At 49.5% G+C, this 19380-nt stretch carries 12 protein-coding genes; 4 read left to right on the forward strand and 8 right to left on the reverse strand.

Annotation, left to right across the window (positions count from 1 at the left end):
* Positions 1–36 precede the first annotated feature (36 nt).
* Positions 37–525 carry a MerR family transcriptional regulator gene (locus NSU14_RS14125; RefSeq protein WP_052421872.1) on the forward strand — a complete coding sequence of 163 codons (489 nt, stop codon included), beginning with the start codon at positions 37–39 and terminating at the stop codon, positions 523–525.
* 47 nt (positions 526–572) lie between these two features.
* Here the strand turns inward: NSU14_RS14125 and ppsA are convergent, their stop codons facing one another.
* The 7 genes from ppsA to NSU14_RS14160 all read right to left on the reverse strand — a co-directional run bounded on the left by ppsA (position 573) and on the right by NSU14_RS14160 (position 15531).
* Positions 573–3185 carry a phosphoenolpyruvate synthase gene (gene ppsA, locus NSU14_RS14130; RefSeq protein WP_340945629.1) on the reverse strand — a complete coding sequence of 871 codons (2613 nt, stop codon included), beginning with the start codon at positions 3183–3185 and terminating at the stop codon, positions 573–575.
* Positions 3186–3462: 277 nt separating this feature from the next.
* Entirely contained in the window at positions 3463–4734 is a 1272-nt protein-coding gene (locus tag NSU14_RS14135) for a BNR-4 repeat-containing protein (RefSeq protein ID WP_340945632.1), read from the reverse strand.
* A 742-nt stretch (positions 4735–5476) separates the two neighbouring features.
* Positions 5477–11872: a rhamnogalacturonan lyase family protein gene (locus NSU14_RS14140; protein WP_340945635.1), complete on the reverse strand. Its 6396-nt coding sequence runs from the start codon at positions 11870–11872 to the stop codon at positions 5477–5479.
* Between the two features lie 378 nt (positions 11873–12250).
* Entirely contained in the window at positions 12251–12853 is a 603-nt protein-coding gene (locus tag NSU14_RS14145) for a lysozyme inhibitor LprI family protein (RefSeq protein ID WP_052421871.1), read from the reverse strand.
* A gap of 260 nt (positions 12854–13113) precedes the next feature.
* Positions 13114–14079: an alcohol dehydrogenase catalytic domain-containing protein gene (locus tag NSU14_RS14150; RefSeq protein ID WP_340945638.1), complete on the reverse strand. Its 966-nt coding sequence runs from the start codon at positions 14077–14079 to the stop codon at positions 13114–13116.
* 44 nt (positions 14080–14123) lie between these two features.
* A complete protein-coding gene (locus tag NSU14_RS14155) occupies positions 14124–15104 on the reverse strand; it encodes an aldo/keto reductase (RefSeq protein WP_340945641.1) in 981 nt (326 codons plus the stop codon).
* Between the two features lie 28 nt (positions 15105–15132).
* Positions 15133–15531 (reverse strand): cupin domain-containing protein, encoded by a 399-nt coding sequence (locus NSU14_RS14160; RefSeq protein WP_340945645.1) that lies wholly within the window; start codon positions 15529–15531, stop codon positions 15133–15135.
* A 231-nt stretch (positions 15532–15762) separates the two neighbouring features.
* On the opposite strand from NSU14_RS14160, the gene NSU14_RS14165 reads away from it, so the two are divergent.
* The 3 genes from NSU14_RS14165 to NSU14_RS14175 all read left to right on the forward strand — a co-directional run bounded on the left by NSU14_RS14165 (position 15763) and on the right by NSU14_RS14175 (position 18383).
* A complete protein-coding gene (locus NSU14_RS14165; RefSeq protein ID WP_340945647.1) occupies positions 15763–16311 on the forward strand; it encodes a TetR/AcrR family transcriptional regulator in 549 nt (182 codons plus the stop codon).
* Positions 16312–16577: 266 nt separating this feature from the next.
* A complete protein-coding gene (locus NSU14_RS14170; protein ID WP_042137343.1) occupies positions 16578–17429 on the forward strand; it encodes an aldo/keto reductase in 852 nt (283 codons plus the stop codon).
* A 21-nt stretch (positions 17430–17450) separates the two neighbouring features.
* Positions 17451–18383 carry an AraC family transcriptional regulator gene (locus tag NSU14_RS14175; protein WP_340945649.1) on the forward strand — a complete coding sequence of 311 codons (933 nt, stop codon included), beginning with the start codon at positions 17451–17453 and terminating at the stop codon, positions 18381–18383.
* 426 nt (positions 18384–18809) lie between these two features.
* Here NSU14_RS14175 and NSU14_RS14180 read toward each other — a convergent pair whose 3' ends face one another.
* Positions 18810–19238 (reverse strand): NUDIX hydrolase, encoded by a 429-nt coding sequence (locus NSU14_RS14180; RefSeq protein WP_179093566.1) that lies wholly within the window; start codon positions 19236–19238, stop codon positions 18810–18812.
* Positions 19239–19380 lie beyond the last annotated feature (142 nt).

Consider the following 19380-nt stretch of genomic DNA (forward strand, 5'->3'; position numbering starts at 1 on the left):
AGTTACTCGAAGTCAATATCATGGAGGTACGAAATTTTGAATCAGTCATTACATGAACCCAAATATACGATTAAAGATGTAGCAGAAATCACCGGACTTACCAAACATACAATCCGTTACTACGATGACCAACAATTAATTCCTTTCGTTTCAAGAGATGGCAGAAACAACCGTTTATTCTCTGACCATGATCTGGATTGGCTACGAATGGTTCACTCCTTTCGTATTTCAGGATTGCCGATTTCAGAAGTCAAACATTACATTGCTATGTGTTTACAAGGTGATGAGACGATTCCTGACAGGGCTGAGCTTGTTGCAAAGCAAGAAAAAGAACTAGAGGCAAAGATCCATGCGTACAACCTTCAATTAATGCACATTAAAGAAAAGAAGGCTTATTACAATAGTGTCTTGGCTGGCCAATTGAACGACACCTGGAATCCGGTTAACAATAATCCGGAATGCGGTGAGAAATATGATATACCGGAACATATCCATTCAGCATCAAAGGCTCATGTTTCACCCTAAAAGTTAGTCTAGGGCTTCGTGTGCACACGAAGTCAATATTTTTCTTCTCACAATATTTCAACATACCCTTCGGTTCCATGCACACGGATGCGTTGCCCGTCCTGGATGAGTCTGGTGGCATTCTCCACTCCGACAACTGCCGGTAAGCCGTATTCCCGTGCGATCACTGCGCCATGGGTCATCAGTCCGCCGACTTCTGTAATTAGGCCTTTGATGGAGACGAACAACGGAGTCCAGCTGGGGTCGGTAAACAAGGTGACCAGGATATCCCCCTCCTCCAGCTTAGCCTCTTCCATGTTGAGGATCACACGTGCCCTGCCTTCTACCACTCCGGAAGAAACAGGCAGACCTGCAATAGCTCCAGCCGGGAGATGAGCCCGTTTGTACTGGCCGGACAGGATTTCTCCATCAGAGGTAATCACACGCGGGGGAGTGAGCTTGTCATATAATTTATAGTCCTCTTTACGTTGATTGATGAGCCGGTAATCGATTGTATTCGTGCGGACGGTTTCGTGAAGCTCTTCAAAATTGAGGTAGTATATATCTTCTTTGTCGTGGATAACACCTGCTTGAACGAGCCGTCCGGCTTCTTTCAGTAACGCCTGCTTATAAACCAGGTAACGGCTAACCATGCCGTATTTAGGATATTCCCGGTAACCGATGTAATTCCGGACCAGGTCAATTCTTACTTTGGTTTCTTCGGCTTTGTGTACTCCATCCGGTAACTGCTTCAAGCGGTCTAACAGCTCCTGTTCTTTCTCCCAAGCTTCCTGCCGCCCCTGCTCAAATTTCTGTCTGCTGGCATCCGGTGCAAAGTTCCTGATGTTGCTAAGAATCATGGGGATCAGTATCGCCGGTTTCTCGCTCCAGCGGGTTCTGGTAATATCGATTTCTCCGGTACAGCGCATTCCATATTTGCTGAGATAATTATTTAGAGTGTCATACGTTTTTTGCCCGCCCTCTATCTTCATCAGTCCGTCCAGGAAGTCCTCCTCTTGTACTTGCTGCAAATAATCAATGACCTGCGGGAAGGCACGAATTACATCTGCGACATCCATCAGTTCCAGACCCATTTCCGAAGTAATATTGTTCTGCACTGATTGCGAAAGGGTATCAGCCGCGTTAATTTCACCTAACCACTCGTTCATTTTTTCGTTAATCCATGCGGAAGAATCCATTGCGGCCATGAACACTGCCGTACTCTGCGGGTCGAATAGAACCCTCTTCAGTTCCTGGATATCTTCAAGGATGAACTCGAATAGAGCCGAGCCTGATTTCGTCTTGATGTTGTGTTTCAGCTCATCTACCGATGCTGCATTACTCTTGATCAGCTCCGTAACGATGGCCGGATCGCTGCCGGCAGGTGTTTGATCGCCAACGGGCGGCTTACCTGGATTGCTTTTGCCGGACTGCGCGGCCGCTTCAGCTTGCGGTGAGATGGGTATGAAATCTCCCCGCTCCACGATAGTCATAAGCGCGTCTTTGACGAGCGGATCGGATTTCCCCAAGGTATCAATGATCATCATTCTGGCGGGCGAAGCCAAATAGGAGGTGACATCGACAAACAGTCTTCCGCCGGCTATACGCATGGGAGCAGGAGTTATTAACAGGTGAAAAGACAGGCCCAGCGGCTTCATAGCATCTGTCATCATTTGCCCATGACCCACAGATACATAAGCGCGGTTCTCTTGATCACTGGCTTCAGGGATCGGGAATAGCGTGGTGATGGGCCGGCTCTGCACAATATAGAAGGTATCATCAGCCAGACACCATTCAATATCCTGGGGTGAGCCAAAATAAGTCTCGATTTGTCTGCCGATATGTGCGAGCTGCAAAATCTGCATTTCAGTAAGCGTCTGCGCTTGTTGCTGGCCGGAATCAAGCTGCCGGGTTTCAGTACCGCCTTGCGGCAGTCCGTAAATAGCCAGTTTTTTGGCTGCAATCCGCTTATCGACGATCTCCCCGTCTTTCACCTTATAACAATCGGGAGACACCAGGCCTGAGACCAATGCTTCTCCAAGTCCAAAGCTGGCGTCGATGGACAGCAGCTTGCGGTTATTCGTAACCGGATCAGCGGTAAACAGAATGCCCGAAGCCTGCGGGAAGACCATTCTTTGAACGATAACTGACAAATAGACCTGAGTGTGGTCAAAACCATTCTGCAGCCGGTAGATTACCGCGCGGTCCGTGAATAGTGAGGCCCAACATTTGCTGATATGCTGGAGGATGGCATCAACGCCGATAATATTTAAGTAGGTGTCTTGCTGGCCGGCAAAAGAGGCATGCGGCAGATCCTCAGCAGTCGCACTGGAACGTACCGCGTAAGCCTGTTCACTCCCCAGCCGGGAGAGAACCTGTGTAACTGCTGTTACAACCCCGGACGGAATTTCTGCTTCCGTAATCATCCGGCGGATCTCCCTGCTGATTTCTCTAATCTGCTCCCGGTTGTCCGCTCGCAGTGTGGTTAGCCGGTTCAGTAGAACATGATAGGTTTCGTTATGCACGATTGCTTCCTGATAAGCTGCGGTTGTAACACAGAAGCCTTCGGGGACTTGGATGCCTTCTATTCCTGATAACATCCCCAGATTTAACCCTTTGCCGCCAACCAGCAGCAGCTGCGTATTATCCATTTCCTCAAAACCCAGAACCAAAGCATCCATTCCATATCTCCCCTAACTATTGAGTTGAAAAAAAATTTGACAAGAAATTTCCGGCATGTTATATTAAATATATAAGATGCATTAACTTTGTTATTTCAAATAAAAACAGTTGTGAAGTGATTATATCATCCTGTATGTATATATGCAATATGAAGAACCTGAGCTGCTGCTCAGGTTCTTTTTTTGACGTATGGGAAGTTATATTGAAGCGGACTGAGATTCCGCGAATAACGCCTGATTAACACAAATAAAGGAATCTGAGTCCTCCTCTATTCGTCTATTCGTTACGCCCGTAGTAGAGCTTCAGGTTTGTCACATCCACCAGATACAGGATATCGATACCTTTGGGACTGCGGTCAACCGCCAGCCGCTCGACCGGGATACCCGGCGCAAGCGATGTTTCGGTCCAGCCTGCGCCCGTATTTACGGCCATGAATGCACGATCGCTGCCGCTGCTTTTCACGTAATAGATTCTTGCGGCATTGCCTGCCCAGGTCACATCAATCGCGGCTGTAGTCGGAGCTGCATTATAGACCGTCTGCAGCACCCATCCCCCTGTGCCATAAGTGGCCTGCTTAACCGAGAAGCTCGTAGCGCCTTCTTCACGATAGCGGTACGCAATAACCGGGCGGCCGAGAGTATCGAGCGTCATCTTGGCGCTCTGAACGCCCGGTCCGCCGGGATCGCTGCCGCTCTGTACATAGGCTTCACCAGGAGCCATAGGCTGTACAATATCTGCGGTAGTCAGTGAGACCGGAGCTGACACAGGCGTTCCGTCTGCTTTGGAGAATCCCCCCGTGGAAGGACTATATTTCAGATAAGACAGCTGGTGGCGCAGCGGGCTGGCAGCGAAATACGCCCACTCGAACAAGATATGAAGATCTCCCCTGGCATCAAAGACCAGATCGTCAGGGTAGACAGACCGGTTAAGGTGCGCGGCAATCACCTTGACCTGGCTCCACACAGATTCGGCATTATTCCAGCGGAACAGAACGGCCTCTCTTTTGCCTGCCGGATCTTTGTCAGCACGCACCATCAGATACAAATCCCCGTTCGGGGCTGTCGCCAATACCGGATAGGTTACCGTCATGCCTTGAGGCAGCTCATCGGAGTGATTCTGCGGAATCCCTCCTACCGTATCCGAGCGGAAGTACTGCCACGGATTGCTGTGCATGGAGGCGAATACGTGAAACCGGCCGCTCCCGTCTCTGGCCATCGACGGCTGATTATGCCCCAGATCGTCGAGATACTCTGCAGGTGCGGTACCGTTCATGAGCGGCAGCTTGCTCCAGATCCCATCGTTATCCCGTCTGGCAATGGCTACGGTATGTTTACCGGCAATAGCTCCCGGTGCATTATAGGCCATGTACGCATACTCATAACCCAGTCCATACGTGGCAAGGGGAGACCACCATCCGGCCTGATTGCTGGAATCCATCGGAAATGGAACCTCTTCCAACACAGCGGCTGCGCTACCTGTTCCTGCTGGCAGCATCAGCATCAGCACTGTCATCATGAGTCCGAGCTTCCATTGTTTAATTTTCTTCAACCCTTCCGCCTCCTTCAGATAAATGCTTCTTACTAAGTGCAGTATTCATTCAATCATCCATCCACTAATGTAAACGCATTCAATTTTGTCCGGTGTACCTCCTTCCTAGGATCTTTCAAGTATTTCTGACCAAGAATAGCACGCGGAAGCGGGATTTGTTACTGTACTTTTGCAAGATTACTGTGTACGAGGATAGAAAATTCTACATGACAAAATCACCCTAACGGGTGAATCAAGCTGGAGCTTAAGCGCCTTTGCACCTGATGCAGATTCAAAGGTTACCATACATTACTCCATTCAGACATGAGCAGCATCCAGTGATATAATCTTCATCCTTCCGGGAAAACACAATGTATTCGATATTTCGCATACATTTGGTCCGGTTACCTCCACGCAAGCACAATGTGTTCGATTTTTCGCATACATTTGGTCCAGTTACCTCCATGGATGCACATTGTATTCGAATTTTCGTATACATTTGGTCCGGTTACCTCCACGCAAGCACAATGTGTTCGATTTTTCGCATACATTGGCCCCCCTTTTAGCCGGATTCAGCGGGATTCCGGATACAATAACACATTCGTCCTTTTGCCAGATCTGCTCTGCTCCGAATTCCAAAGTAACCGATTGTCCACAGCTCACGCGTAGCATCATTTCCTATGCAATAAAAAAGGAAAGTCCGGGTCCCGGACTTTCCTGAATGTGAAGCTTAGGCATCTGCCAGGCTATCAGCCTGGCCGGTCTATTTCCGCACCGTGACGATCATCTTCGGCGTTCTGGTTTCACCCGCCGGGTTGCGTAACACCACCTCGTATTCATAGGTCCCCGGAGCTTTGCCGGAAATTGCAGTGACTGCCGATTGTGCACCTGGTGTCTGTGCCTGCAGGGTTTGGGTATCTACCAGAATTCCATTCTCATAGAGATCATATCCGGTAGCATTCGTACCCCACCACAGATTCATACTTACATTATAGCTGCCGTCCCCGTCCCAGTTGTCGTTAGACAATACGGCTTGCCCTGGAGAGGCATCCGTGACTGTTACACTCAGCGGGGCACTCTTCGTTGTACCGTATGAATTGCTCAGTTCACCTGTATAGATATACGTACCATTCCGTTTGCCGGTAATATCGATCTGTACAGACTGGGCGGAAGGGGACTGGTCTGCCAGAGACACTTCTTGGATCAGCTCACCGTTCTCATACAGCTTGAACTTTGTGCCGTTGTTACCCCACCAGAGATTCATGGTGATGGTGTAATCTCCGTCTCTCAGCCCAGTATCATGGCCGTTGTTGTCGGACAATACAGGAGTGCCGGGGGCACTGTCCGCAAGTGGTGTGCCCTGGCTGATCCATGCGGCCCACTTACCCAGTACATCTGCCTGTTCCGCTGTAAATACCGTATTCCTGCCGGCATTGACATCATTGCCATAGGATGCGAGCAGCTGTCGTGCCTTCGCACCTTCATGTGCACCCGCTGCTAGTTCTGCCAGCTGCAGTTTGCCTCCCAGCTGTTCGGCAAGTGCCCCGGCGTTCGGATCATCCGAAGCCGCTGCGAAGGTACGTGTCAGCTCAGCCAAACTTGCAAAGGTAGCCGAAATGCCGAAACTGTAATCCACACTCGTTTCCCGGCCCGCCAAGTCGGAGACCGTAGCTGTTACCTCATGCAAGCCAGGCTCCAGCGTATAAGCAGGAGCGTTCAACAGCACGCCGCTTGGTTCTGCTACACCGGACACGGTATCGGAAGCTGTATATATAATCTCTACCTGCTGGTCAATCGTGTATTCTGTCTGGCCCTGAATATCGATGACCGGAGGGGCGAGATCCACAGGTACTGCAAGTGTCTGTTCAGCCTCCTTATTGCCGTTCAGGTCAACGCTCCAGTAAGTGACGGTGTGTTTGCCCTCATCACTTATCGTCAGCTTCGTGCCGGTCTGGATCTCCCCGCCGTCGATTTGATAGTAAGTCGAATCGACTCCGGAAGCTTCATCCGTTGCGGTAAACGTTACTTCTACCGCTGAAGTATACCAGTTATTCTGCAACTCTCCTGCCATAGCCGCAGTAGTATGCGGCGCTGTCTGGTCCGAAGGTTCTTCTTCAAGGGTAACCAGACTAGAGAGCGGAATGTCCAGCTTTTGCACGAGCTTAGCTACCATCCCGGATACCTTTACTGCACCGTTCATCTGAAGATGTGTGTTGTCCTCGGTTGTACCCACCCACATAAATATGGATTTGGTACCTTCCGGCCCAAGCTCCTGGAAATATTCCCAGCTGGCTTGATTCAGATCAATCAGCAGGGCTCCAGTCTCCTGTGCCGTTTCTTTCATCGCCTGCACATATTCCGGGAAGCTCTTGTTCAATACTTCTCCGGTGAAATCGCGCCGGTTCACCGGCGTGACCAGCACCGGAATTGCGCCTCTCTGCACAGTACCGTTAATGTAATCTTTCAGATACACCTTGAACTGCTCCGGTGTAAGGTAACGTTCCGGCCGGGACAGTGTGGAATCATTATGCGACCACTGCATGAACAGATAATCCCCTTCATGAATGCCCAGCAGGATATCGTTAAGATATCCGCCAACCAGGAAGGTCTTGCTGCTTAAGCCGCTGACAGCACGGTTATCAATACGAATCTGATCCAGATCGAAGTAACCGCCCAGTGTCTCGCCCCATCCGGCCTGCGGGCGATAGCTTTCTGCATAATTGGCGACCGTAGAATCACTTGCCAGATAGAGAGTCGGCTGGTCAGCCGCACCGGTCTCCGGCAGCCGCTCAATCTTCAGCGCATTGATCTTCGGCGAATTGCCGGAGAAAGTAAAGTCAAAGACACCGTCAATCAGGGCAATATCATAGGTCACTTCGGTAAACTGGCCCTTGGCTACGGTTGTAACCGGGACTTTGGTCATCTGTTCGACAACCACAGCAGCGTTAGTCGCTTCCTGTGCATCGCCAATGGTCATGGTTACACGGTAATTAGCCGGCTTCATTTCCACCAGGAGGCTGCTGCCGTTCATGCGGATGAAATCCTCTGTCAGCGCATTTCCGGTTTCGCGGTTCTCATCCTGTACCAGCGCGGTATCCGTAAAGCCGTAGCCATTCCCTTCAATATAAGCTCTTTTGGAATCTACTCTGGTGTAGCCTTGTTCAGCGCTTCCGGAGCCAAAATCAAATTTGTATACGCTGATATCACCAGCCGGGCTACTGGTCAGTGATTCCCTCGCGACTGTCAGCAGGTTCACTGCATGGTCGACTTGAGCCTGTGTGGCATCTGTACCCAGCACTGCTTCCACAGACGCCAACGCTTTATTCAGCACTGCTACGGATGCGTCCGTAAAGGCTGACAGATCCAAGGCTTTCACTTCTTGATGCAGCGCAATCAATGCCGCCTGATCGCCTGCAACCGGTGGAAGCATCTTGCCTTCGAGCTTCACATTATCGATCTGCGTGGTCCAGCTCAGCGTGCCGCCGCCTCCCTTTCTCGTTCCCAGGAACCGGAATCCCCTTACGTTATTGGCATAAACGCCGGGACTCATCGGGATATCCTTGATCGTCTGAGTGACAGTGGGGTCAGCCAGACTCGTCAATGTCAGATCAATCTTCTTCTCGGCAAAATTAATCTTCACATTGGCATTGACCCACTGGTTCTTCAGAATGTCCGTCGTAATTCCGCCATCCGGAACAGCTGTGGTGCCGGTTCCGTAGTCAGGTGTGTACGGGCCCACAAAATAATGGATTTTTGTACCGGGACTGGTTGTTCCTGTTTTTGTTAACAGTGTGAGAATGATATTCTCGTTTGCATCCTGCAAGGTCAGATGTCCTTCTGACGGGGTAGCACCTACGTTGCCGGAATGCCAGTTGAAATTAACATTAACGATGTCCCCGTTCACCGCATCGAACAACCGGAACACTTTCGCGCGATTCCCGGAGCCGGAACCGGTAACCGACATCACCTTGTTTCCGCTTTGCTCGGTGACCGTGCCTGTCATTGTCCCGGCTATACCCGTGGCATTCACCATTGAATATTGAGCGGCCGCCGGATCACCCTCAAAGTTCTCCTCATAGACCTGAACCTCCGGTTCTGGCTCCGGTTCCGTAATATCCGGATCGATGACTAACGGTGATATGGTTAATCCCATGTCTTTCACCGCACCGGCTACCAGACCGGCAATAACCTGCGCACCGTAGCTGCTGAAATGCGTATTATCGCCGACGCCGTTCGGGTACTTCGGATATTCGCCGGGATTAGCGTACAGGAAGATTTTCTCCGTAGCCGCCAGGCCGATACGATTGTAATCCGCAATGCTTAACTGGCTCAAATCAATCAGCGGTACATTCAGCTCTACTGCTACTTCTTTGGCCGCCTTCACATATTCGGGGAAACTTACGTTAAATTCCTGAGTGACTGTATTGAAGTCTCTTCGTCCTACCGGCGTGAGCAGGACAGGGGTCGCACCGCGCTGCTTGGCTCCGTTCACATAACGGGCCAGGTAGGTTTTATAATCCGCCGGGGAGGCATAGCGGTCAGGAATTCCTATGCTGGCATCGTTATGTCCGAAAGAAATGAAGAAGAAGTCTCCCGGTTTGATCCGCTGCAATATCGTATCGAGACGGCCGTCAACCATGAATGATTTGCTGCTTCTGCCGCCGATCGAATCGTTCTTGACCACCGCACCATTCGCAAAATATCGTCCGAATTGCTGGCCCCACCCTTCCTGGGGAGCCTGTGCACTGCTATAAGACTGCATCGTGGAATCGCCGGCCATATAGATCGTCTTTGCAGCTCCCGGCGTCTTCTCCGGGTACTTCTCGATAATAATCTCCTGCACGTCAATGGCTGTGCCGGAGAAAATGAGCTCCAGCTGACCGTCTACCACCGCAATATCATACGAGTAGACCAGAGGTGCTCCCGCGCTTACACCAGTGACGGCCAGCTTTTGAACAAATTCAGATTTGACGCCGATATTGGAATCCCGGGCATCAGCACCAAGCTTGAGCGTTACCTTGTAATTGGCACTCGGCAGGTCAACAGCAAACTTTGTGTTGTCCGGAAGCGAAACATGATTTGCGTCCAGAGTAATTCCGCTTGTACTCTCAAAGCCGTATCCGGTTGCCTCTGTGTAAGGTGTATCCTGAACTGCTGTTGCTCCGGCAGCCGGGTCCGTGCCGAAATCAAAGTAATAAATCTGCTGAGGTGTTTCTTGTGCTCCGGTTAGAGTGACATTCGCTTTAGGGAATTCCGTTGCTTCCGTTCCGAGATAGAATCCGGTGTGCGGCGGCTGGTTGTAGGCGATATTCTGCCAGGCTATACCCAAACGGTATACCGGATCCTGCATCAGCGCGGGAATCTTGTAGCTTGTGGGAATCGTTGTTGTATAGAGTCTGTACTCCGAGCTGTCTTCGCTGCGCAGCAGCAGCTCTTCACGCCAGTCACCCAGGATATCCGCCTGAAGGGCAGGGTTGCCTTTGGTATGATTATTGGTCAAGGTACCGGTTGCCCGGAAAATCTCCTTCAGCTGCTTATTCTCATAATCCCACTTGTAAACGAGCGGAATGCCTTTCGCTGTAGTGTTATTCCATTCATGGTCGAACAGCTCCCGCTGAAGATCCCCGTCCCACCAGATCGCAAAGTTGGCGCTTCGCGGCACTTCATTCTGTTCATAAATAACCTCTCCATTAGCCGCATATCCGCGGGATAAAGGGTCCATCTGACCATCGACAATCGTGGCTGCCCATGATTCATATCCCGGGTAGTTCGGATCAATATCCGCAGACATTCCGCGTCCGGTATCCTTACCGGTATACTGGCCCCAGATAATCTCACCTGTTGCAGCATCACGCATCTCCAGCCCGTATTCAGCGTTCGTATGCTCATGCACACTCACGATCTGGTAACCTTCCCGGCCCGGATCGAGCTTACCGGCATGCATCGCATCGCCATGGCCGAGTCCGGTGCTGTAGATCAGGGTTCCATCATCATCAATCGCCAGGGATCCGTACATGATTTCGTCTTTACCGTCACTGTCAACATCAAGCACGCTTAGATTGTGATTTCCTTGTCCTTCATATTGCGATCCGGCTTCATTCGTGTCGAAGTCCCAGCGCTTCACCAGCTCGCCGCCAACATAGTCGTATGCTGTGAGAGTCGTTCGTGTATAGTAGCCGCGGGCCATGACTACGCTTGGCTTCACGCCATCCAGATAGGCAATCCCCGCCAGGAAGCGGTCTACGCGGTTGCCGTATCCGTCCCCCCACGCACTTACATCCCCTCTTGGAGGGTCGTAATTCACGGTGGATACGGCTGCTCCGGTCTGACCGTCAAACAGCGTCAGATATTCTGCTCCGGAGAGGATATATCCGCTCTCATTGCGGTAATCCTTCGTGCCGTCACCGATAACTGTGCCTTGGCCGTCCTTCGTGCCGTCCGCTGTTTTGACGACGACTTCAGCTTTGCCGTTGCCGTCCAGATCATACACCATCAGCTGTGTGTAATGGGCTCCTGCGCGAATGTTAACACCCAGGTCGATTCTCCATAGCTTCGTACCGTCCATTTCAATCGCATCGATATAGACGTTGCCGGTATACCCTGCCTGTGAATTATCCTTGGAATTGCTCGGGCTCCACAAGAAAACGATTTCATAATCACCGTCGCCATCCAAATCTCCTACAGAAGCATCTCCGGCGTAGTAGGAATAGGTGCCTCCGTCTTTGGTCCGGCCGTCAGCCGGTTTATCTAGCGGGATGGGCATATAACCGTTGTGCAGCACCGGTACGGTCTCCGCCTGCATCTCTTCCTTACCGGCAATGACGGTAGAAATCTGATACTGGGAACTGTCTGCGCCTGTGGCGTCCACGTAATTGGTGGAGCCGCTTATCGGAGCTGAGTTTACTTTATATCCGTTTTTATATACATTGAAAGCGATTTCATCTGAATCCGTATTCAAGTACCTCCAGCTCAAGTAGACACCGTTATCAACCAGGACCGCTACTAACCCCCGGTTCAGATATTCTGCTTGACGTGCGGGAAGGCTGCCCTTTGATTCTGCATGTACCGGAGATGCCGGAATGGCAAGCGGGAGAACCAGTAGTAATGATAATAAGAATGCGAACACTGATTTTTTGACGAAAATTACTTTTTTGCCCATGTACTTAACTCCTCCTATTATTCTAAACTCATTTAGAAATCGGGGGAAACTTGTACGTTCACATCATAGTTGTCATTTAACACACCTGCTGCAGTCCTCTTAACTTCAATATGCTATACCTGCTCAGCCAGAGGTTATCATCCCCTTTCATTAGGTCCCACCAAATATGCACAAGTGTATCAAATAATGGGATTCAATTCTGCTCAAAAAAACGCACTTTCAACCCAGAATCGACTATTTTAAAATATAAGGATTTATATAGTTCACGTTATAAATCATTCTTACAGGCACAAAAAAAAGAAATCCCGATAGGCAACCGCCTGCCGAGATTTCTGAAATGTTATTACCTATCCTTGTACCCCTCTGACAGCTCCTTCATCAATCCATATACAACTCAACCAGCTTATAACAGCGGTCACGGGTAACACTGGCCAGCGTGATGGCATACTCCAGTCCCTCCGCTGTCCCTCCTTCGTATTTGGCTGCCTCCTTGGCCGCCGTCTCATCGCGGAGTGTAATCCAGTTCCGCTGTTCCTCTTTCAGCTTAGCCATTTCTGCTTCGGGGAGCTGCTGCTTGAGCACCTGGTAGATCTCATTCAGCGCTTTGTCCCACCGTTCGTTCTCCTGAACGGCCGCTGTTGACATTGCAAGCGTTGTGCCTTTATCCGATATAGCCTTCAGGTCTGACAACCCCTCTTCAATCTCATCCAGTTTGTCAAAATAGGCCTGACGCGTGGACTCCTCCGGCTCCGGAGTAGCTTCAGCAGTAGTCTCCGGCGAGGGAGCTGCCGTCGTTGTAGCTTCGGGAGTGGGCTGCACAGTAGCAACCGCTGTCGCTGCGGGTGTTATCTCCGGCGCTGCAGAAGTTTCCACCCCGGTCTGCTCAGGAGCCGCTGCATTGCCGTTGCCGGCCTCATTATTGCCGCAGCCGCTTAACAGCAGACTGGAGATCAACAGTGTCGTTATTATTGCTTTTTTCATAAGTCCTCATCCTGTCGGTTTGGTATAGTAGTCAGCATACTTCACAGACCCGGCTGGAATCAACAGCCTCTAGACTTATTACCTGGAACTGCCGCTTACTAATCATTACCGGGCCAACCTAGCAAAAAGAAGATTTCGCCGATGATAAACTGCCGACAAAGAACATCATTCAACACAAAAAGCTGCCCTGATCCTAATTGTTCAGAATCATGGCAGCTTAAGTTCAACTACACTATGTCATTAAATATTCTCTGCTCACCTTAAGGTCTGATCAGTACTTTAAGGGCTTCCCTGTTGTCCATCGCGCGGTAACCTTCCGGAACCCCGTCCAAATCAACGGTTACGTCGAAGACACGTCCAGGTTCAAGGGTACCGTCAAGTATATCCGGCAACAATTCTTCCATGTATGCACGAGTGGGTGCCGGCCCGCCGGTAAGCGTAATATTGCGTCCGAACAAGCTGGCAAAACCGACAGGAGCCTCCTCATACTGCGGAACACCTACACGGCTGATCACGCCTCCGGCCCGGACAGCTCCGATACTCATCTCGTAAGCAGGCATCAGCCCGACGCATTCCAGAACAACATCTGTAGCACCGAAGGCAATCCCGAGATCCGTCCGCACTTTATGACGGCCCATCAGAATGATCTGCTTGGCTCCCAGCTTCTTCGCCGACAGAACGGCCAGCAGTCCCACAGCGCCATCACCGATTACGGTTACCGTCGTATTCTCATTCACGCGTCCCATCACCGCCGCATGATAGCCGGTACCGTATACGTCAGACAAGGTCAGCAGAGACGGCAATAAAGGAGAGTCATCCTTAATTTCATCCGGCAGCTTGAACATGCTTCCCTGTGCTTGCGGCACCCGGACATATTCTGCCTGACAGCCGGTCATGAAGCTTCCATGCACACAGGAGGTCATCAGTCCTTCCAGACAGAAGGGACAGGTGTTATCTCCGACGGCAAATGGCACAATAACCAAATCGCCTTGTTTGAAGCCGGAAACCTCCGAACCCATTTCCTGAATACGTCCAATCACTTCATGCCCCATGGCATCACCTTCGCCATGCTCATGGGCATGCATGCTGTGATAAGGATGCAGGTCGCTTCCGCAAATACAGGCGGCCACTACCTTAATAATCGCATCCGTTGGTAGTTTCAATTCCGGAAGGGGCAGCTCTTCTACGCGTACATCACCGGCAGCGTACATAATATTTGCTTTCATTTCTAAGTTCCACCTTTTCACTTAAATTATCCGCCCTATTGTAATTACTGGGCTCCAACTACGTTGTGCGGAACATACAGCTCTTCAAGGAAATTAATCTCCTCAGCTGTTAATTTCACCTGCAGTGCACCGGCAGCATCTTCGAGCTGCGACAGCTTCGTTGCGCCTATAATTGGGGCAGCTACAGATTCTTTCTGCAGCAGCCAGGCTAGTGCGATATGGATGCGCGGTACACCGCGCTCTTCGGCCAGAGACGCCACACGCTGAACGATCAGACGGTCAGCATCAGCTGTAGAGTCGTATTTCCATTTCTGGACATGGTCGGTCTCGGACCGGTGAGTGCTTTCAGACCAGTCGCGGATCAGTCTGCCTGAAGCCAGGGGGCTGTAAGGAGTGACCGCAATTTTCTGATCCGCGCAGAGCGGCATCATCTCCCTTTCCTCTTCACGGTAGATGAGATTCAGGTGATTCTGCATCGAGACGAACCTTGTCCAGCCATTCTTCTCGGCCACATGCTGGGCCTTTTGGAACTGCCAGGCGAACATTGCCGATGCGCCGATATACCGGGCTTTTCCGGCCTTCACTACATCATGCATAGCTTCCATCGTTTCTTCAATCGGCGTGTTGTAATCCCAGCGGTGAATGATGTAGAGATCTACATAATCCGTTCCCAGCCGCTTTAAGCTTTTATCGATTTCACTCATGATGGATTTCCGGGACAACCCTGCACCATTCGGACCTTCATGCATACGTCCCCAGACCTTCGTAGCGAGAACCAGTTCATCCCGGTTCGCATATTCCTTCAGCGCGCGTCCGGTAATCTCTTCACTTGTTCCATTCGCGTAAACGTTCGCTGTATCAAAAAAGTTGATCCCGAGCTCCAGGGCTCTTTTGATAATCGGCCGGCTGTGCTCTTCATCCAGAACCCACTGATGGCCTCCCGGCAGCACCTCACCAAAGCTCATACAACCCAGACAAATCCGCGACACATCCATCCCTGTATTTCCGAACTTAATATATTCCATAGCCAAACCCTCCGTTTCCTATAATTATCTATTTCAATTCAGCATACCATTCTTCATGAACAGCTTCGAACCAGTCTGTTGGTCCCGGGGTCATAGCCAGATGTACAAACCAGCTGTCCTTGGTTGCACCATGCCAATGTCTCACGTTAGCCGGGATGTTAACTACATCACCTGTCTGGAGAAGCCGGGCCGGTTGGCCTTCTTCCTGATACCAGCCGTTGCCGCCGGTAACTAGCAGAACTTGTCCGGCCTGATGTGCGTGCCAGTTATTGCGGGCGCCTGGAGCAAAGGTCACATTACCGATTGCCGTATTCAGCGGTGCCGGATCTGTAAATATCATCTGCAGGTAAGCATCGCCTGTGAAATTAGCTTCAACCTTGTTGCCTAGCGGGAAAATGGTGCTGCTGCTAAGGTGTTCATTTTCCATCGTAGATTCCTTCTTTCATTTATTATGATTGTGACAACTTACGTTAATGTACTCACGTCTATTATTATAACAACCTTCAGTAACTTTCCAATTGTTGATTTCGCCGTTTTTGTACAATACTGAAACGAATGCAGGAATTTGTTCAGTATCGTAAGAATTCGTTTGATAAAATAATATACAATTGTTTATAATTATAACCAAGTATAAATATTAGAAAGCCCGGTGAATGATATGACCAAGATCGACAGGAGAATCCTTAAAACCCAGGAAGCCTTAAAGGCTGCAATCATTGACCTGATGAAGGAAAAGAGTTTCGACGATATTACCATTCAGGATCTTTCGGATCGGGCTAACGTCAGCCGCGGAACGATATACCTGCACTACATGGATAAATACGACCTGCTGGATAAACTGATTGAGACTCATATTGACGAGTTACGGGTAAGATGTGCAGCCGCTGCAGATCTGGATTTTGCAACCGGGTCTGTATTGTGGACGGAATATTTCGAGTCCCATTATGCTTTTTTCTCCACGATGCTGGCCAGTAAAGGGGCTCCGTTCTTCCGCAGCCGGTTCATGGAGTTTCTGGTGGATGAGTTCCAGGATGAGGTGGACAACACCAAAGGAAAGAATGAAGGATTAAATCAGGATCTGGTCGTGAATTTTGTGGCCGCCTCGTATGTTGGCGTTGTCGAGTGGTGGTTCATGAACGACAGACCTGTATCTTATCTGGTATTGGCAGATCAGCTGGGAGCCTTGCTGGATAGAATCTGTGAGTAGTAAATAAGTTCAATATTTCGTGGCGCCTCCCTCCCCAATTTCCCCCAATTTCTATTATCCTATAAATAAAAGTGCAGGCGTTAGATCATAAATGCTAAATGATTGCCTAATCCTATCACCAGCAAAACGTATTCAATAAGAGGATTAGGCAATCATATGGCAGGATTGGTCTAACGCTTCTCTTGTGATCTGCAGCATAATAAGTAGGTAACGGACAGCTTGTCCCGATAGAGAGACAATATTTCACAACCTATGGAGGTAATTATATGCGGCAAGTCATTCTTAACAATGGTGTGGAAATGCCGGTGCTAGGGTTCGGAGTCTATCAGATTGCCGATCAAAGCCAGTGTGAACAAAGCGTGCTTGACGCGATCTCAACAGGTTACCGGCTGATAGATACAGCTGCCTCCTATCTGAATGAAGAAGCGGTAGGCAAAGCCATCAGACGCAGCGGCGTAGCCAGAGACGAGTTATTTATTACTACGAAGCTTTGGGTGCAGGACACTGGTTATGCGAAGACCAAGCAGGCGGTGGAGAACTCTTTGAAGCGGCTGCAGCTCGATTATCTCGATTTATATCTAATCCATCAGCCGTTTGGTGATGTGTATGGTTCCTGGCGGGCGATGGAGGAGCTGAACCGTGAAGGGAAAATCCGGGCGATCGGAGTCAGTAATTTCCATATGGACCGTCTGATCGATCTGATTCTTCATAATGAAATCGTCCCTGCCGTGAATCAGGTGGAGACACATCCATTCAATCAGCAGGTCGAAAGTGCAGCCTTCATGAATGAGAACAAGGTTCAGATCGAGTCCTGGGCGCCTTTTGCCGAAGGGAAGAATAACTTGTTCCAGAATGAACTGCTATCCTCAATCGCTGACAAGCATCATAAATCCGTTGCGCAGGTCGTTCTGCGCTGGCTGACTCAAAGAGATGTTGTCGTGATTCCCAAGTCGGTCCGCAAGGAAAGAATGGCCGAGAACTTCAATATTTTTGACTTTGAATTGAGCAGCGGGGATATGAACTCCATTACGGCGCTGGATACGAAAGAGAGCCTGTTCTTCTCCCACCGTGATCCTGAAATGGTCAAGTGGCTTGCCAGCCGTAAACTGGATATCTGATAGAAATCTGGAGGAATCGTCATGCTGGAGGCCATCTTCAAACAACAAAAAGAATTGGCAAAGCTTATTCAACACTTCTCACCAGCGGATGGTGTACTTGAAACAGCAATTCCCCATCTGTTCATTATTAGATATTCAGAAATCTCCGAACCTGCGTACAGGGTGTACAAGCCCGCTTTTTGTGTGATTGCCCAAGGCTCCAAAGAGGTTTTTCTGGCTCAGGAACGATTCGAATACGGGTCAGCCAACTATTTGATCTCTTCGATGAATCTGCCTGTGGTCGGCCAGATTATAAAGGCTTCAGCCGAGATTCCATATCTGAGTTTAAAATTAGAATTTACGCATGACCAAATTTTAGAGGTGATTAACGAGGCTAACATCCAGATCGTACCGAATGACAATGCCAAACGCGCCTTATTTGTAGGTGATATGGAGCATGCTTTAATGGATGCAACATTAAGACTCGTAGAATTGCAGAACCGTCCGGAGGACATCCCTTTCCTTGCTCCACTGATCACTAAGGAGATTCTATATACTCTTCTAAAAGGTCCTTACGGGGTTACCTTAGGCCAAATCGCAATGGAAGGCAGCAATGCATACCGGATCAGGGAAGCCATCGATCAGATTACTACCCACTTCACTCAATCTATGCGTGTTGAAGAGCTTGCCGAAGCCGCGAATATGAGTCTCTCCTCCTTTCATCGCAACTTTAAGGAAGTGACTGGTATGAGCCCGATTCAATTCCAGAAGCAGCTCAGGCTGCAGGAAGCACGGCGTGTATTGCTCTCAGAATCTGCAGAAGCTGCGGAAGTCGCATTCCGTGTAGGTTATGAGAGTGCCTCCCAGTTCAGCCGTGAATACTCGCGGATGTTTGGCTCTCCCCCGAGATCCGATGTGAAGCAGCTAAAGGAAATGTACGATCCTGCGAAAAGCATGGTTTTCTTGGGAGATTAGTACAACATCAGCGCATAGAAGTGAGTTATTCAACAATGCAGCAATTGATGTATTCAGTATCAGGCAGGAATTCAGTGATAGTTGTATTTTGTGCAATTAAAAATAGCGAAAAGGGAGGCTTTCCTCTTATAACTGTATTCTGTACAACTAAATCTGCCCCAATGGCTGAGAACCGAGGTACAATGGCAGTTTAATTGTACGAAATACAACTAAACGGAGAATCGGTTGTAAATCAGTTGATTTAGTTGTACAGAGTGCAATTAAGCATACCGCATACTCCCGGCATATCCCATAGTTGGGTCACTTCAAACCCTTAGCAAGCGATTTGCTAAAGTGGATTCCACTAACGCTTACTTGTGAGCATGAGAAAAGGAGCAGATTGCCGTTGCAATGTACTCCTTTTCTCATGCACTGTAGTATTCTGTATTATTCAAACCATTGTCTAGGCCCCACCGTATGAAATAGTTGTTTCCGATCAGGATTCAGAGCATGCTCAATACGGTTACAAGTAAAATCGCTGATCGGTTTGGGCAGTTCATCTTTGGAGTAGAAGCCGCATTCTAGAATCTCCGGAGAAGTGGGCTGTGGCACTTGATGATTGACGTTATCTGCTATAAAAACAAAATGATGCATATCATGCACCGCTTCATAATACACCCCGGTCAACTCTTCAATCCTAACCTCCAGCCCCACCTCTTCAAACACCTCTCTTTGCGCGGTTTCCTCTGCGGACTCATTGTCCTCCCCTTTTCCGCCGGGCAATTCCCAGTTGTTTTTGCCGTAGCTATGCTTCACTAATAATATTTTACCGTCAGAATCTACAATCACTGCTGCTGCTCCGGTTAATTTGGGCACGATCATTCAACCTCCCGATTTCATTTTATGTAAATAAGATGTGATAGAACTTACAGTGGTTATCGTCCTGCGACGTATTGCATCCAACATATCACGAAACGGGCTGTTCTCGCTCACAAATCAAAACGTCCCGTTGATCTAT

The organism is Paenibacillus sp. FSL R10-2771, from assembly GCF_038000205.1.
GTDB classification, from domain to species: Bacteria; Bacillota; Bacilli; order Paenibacillales; family Paenibacillaceae; genus Paenibacillus_AQ; species Paenibacillus_AQ phytohabitans.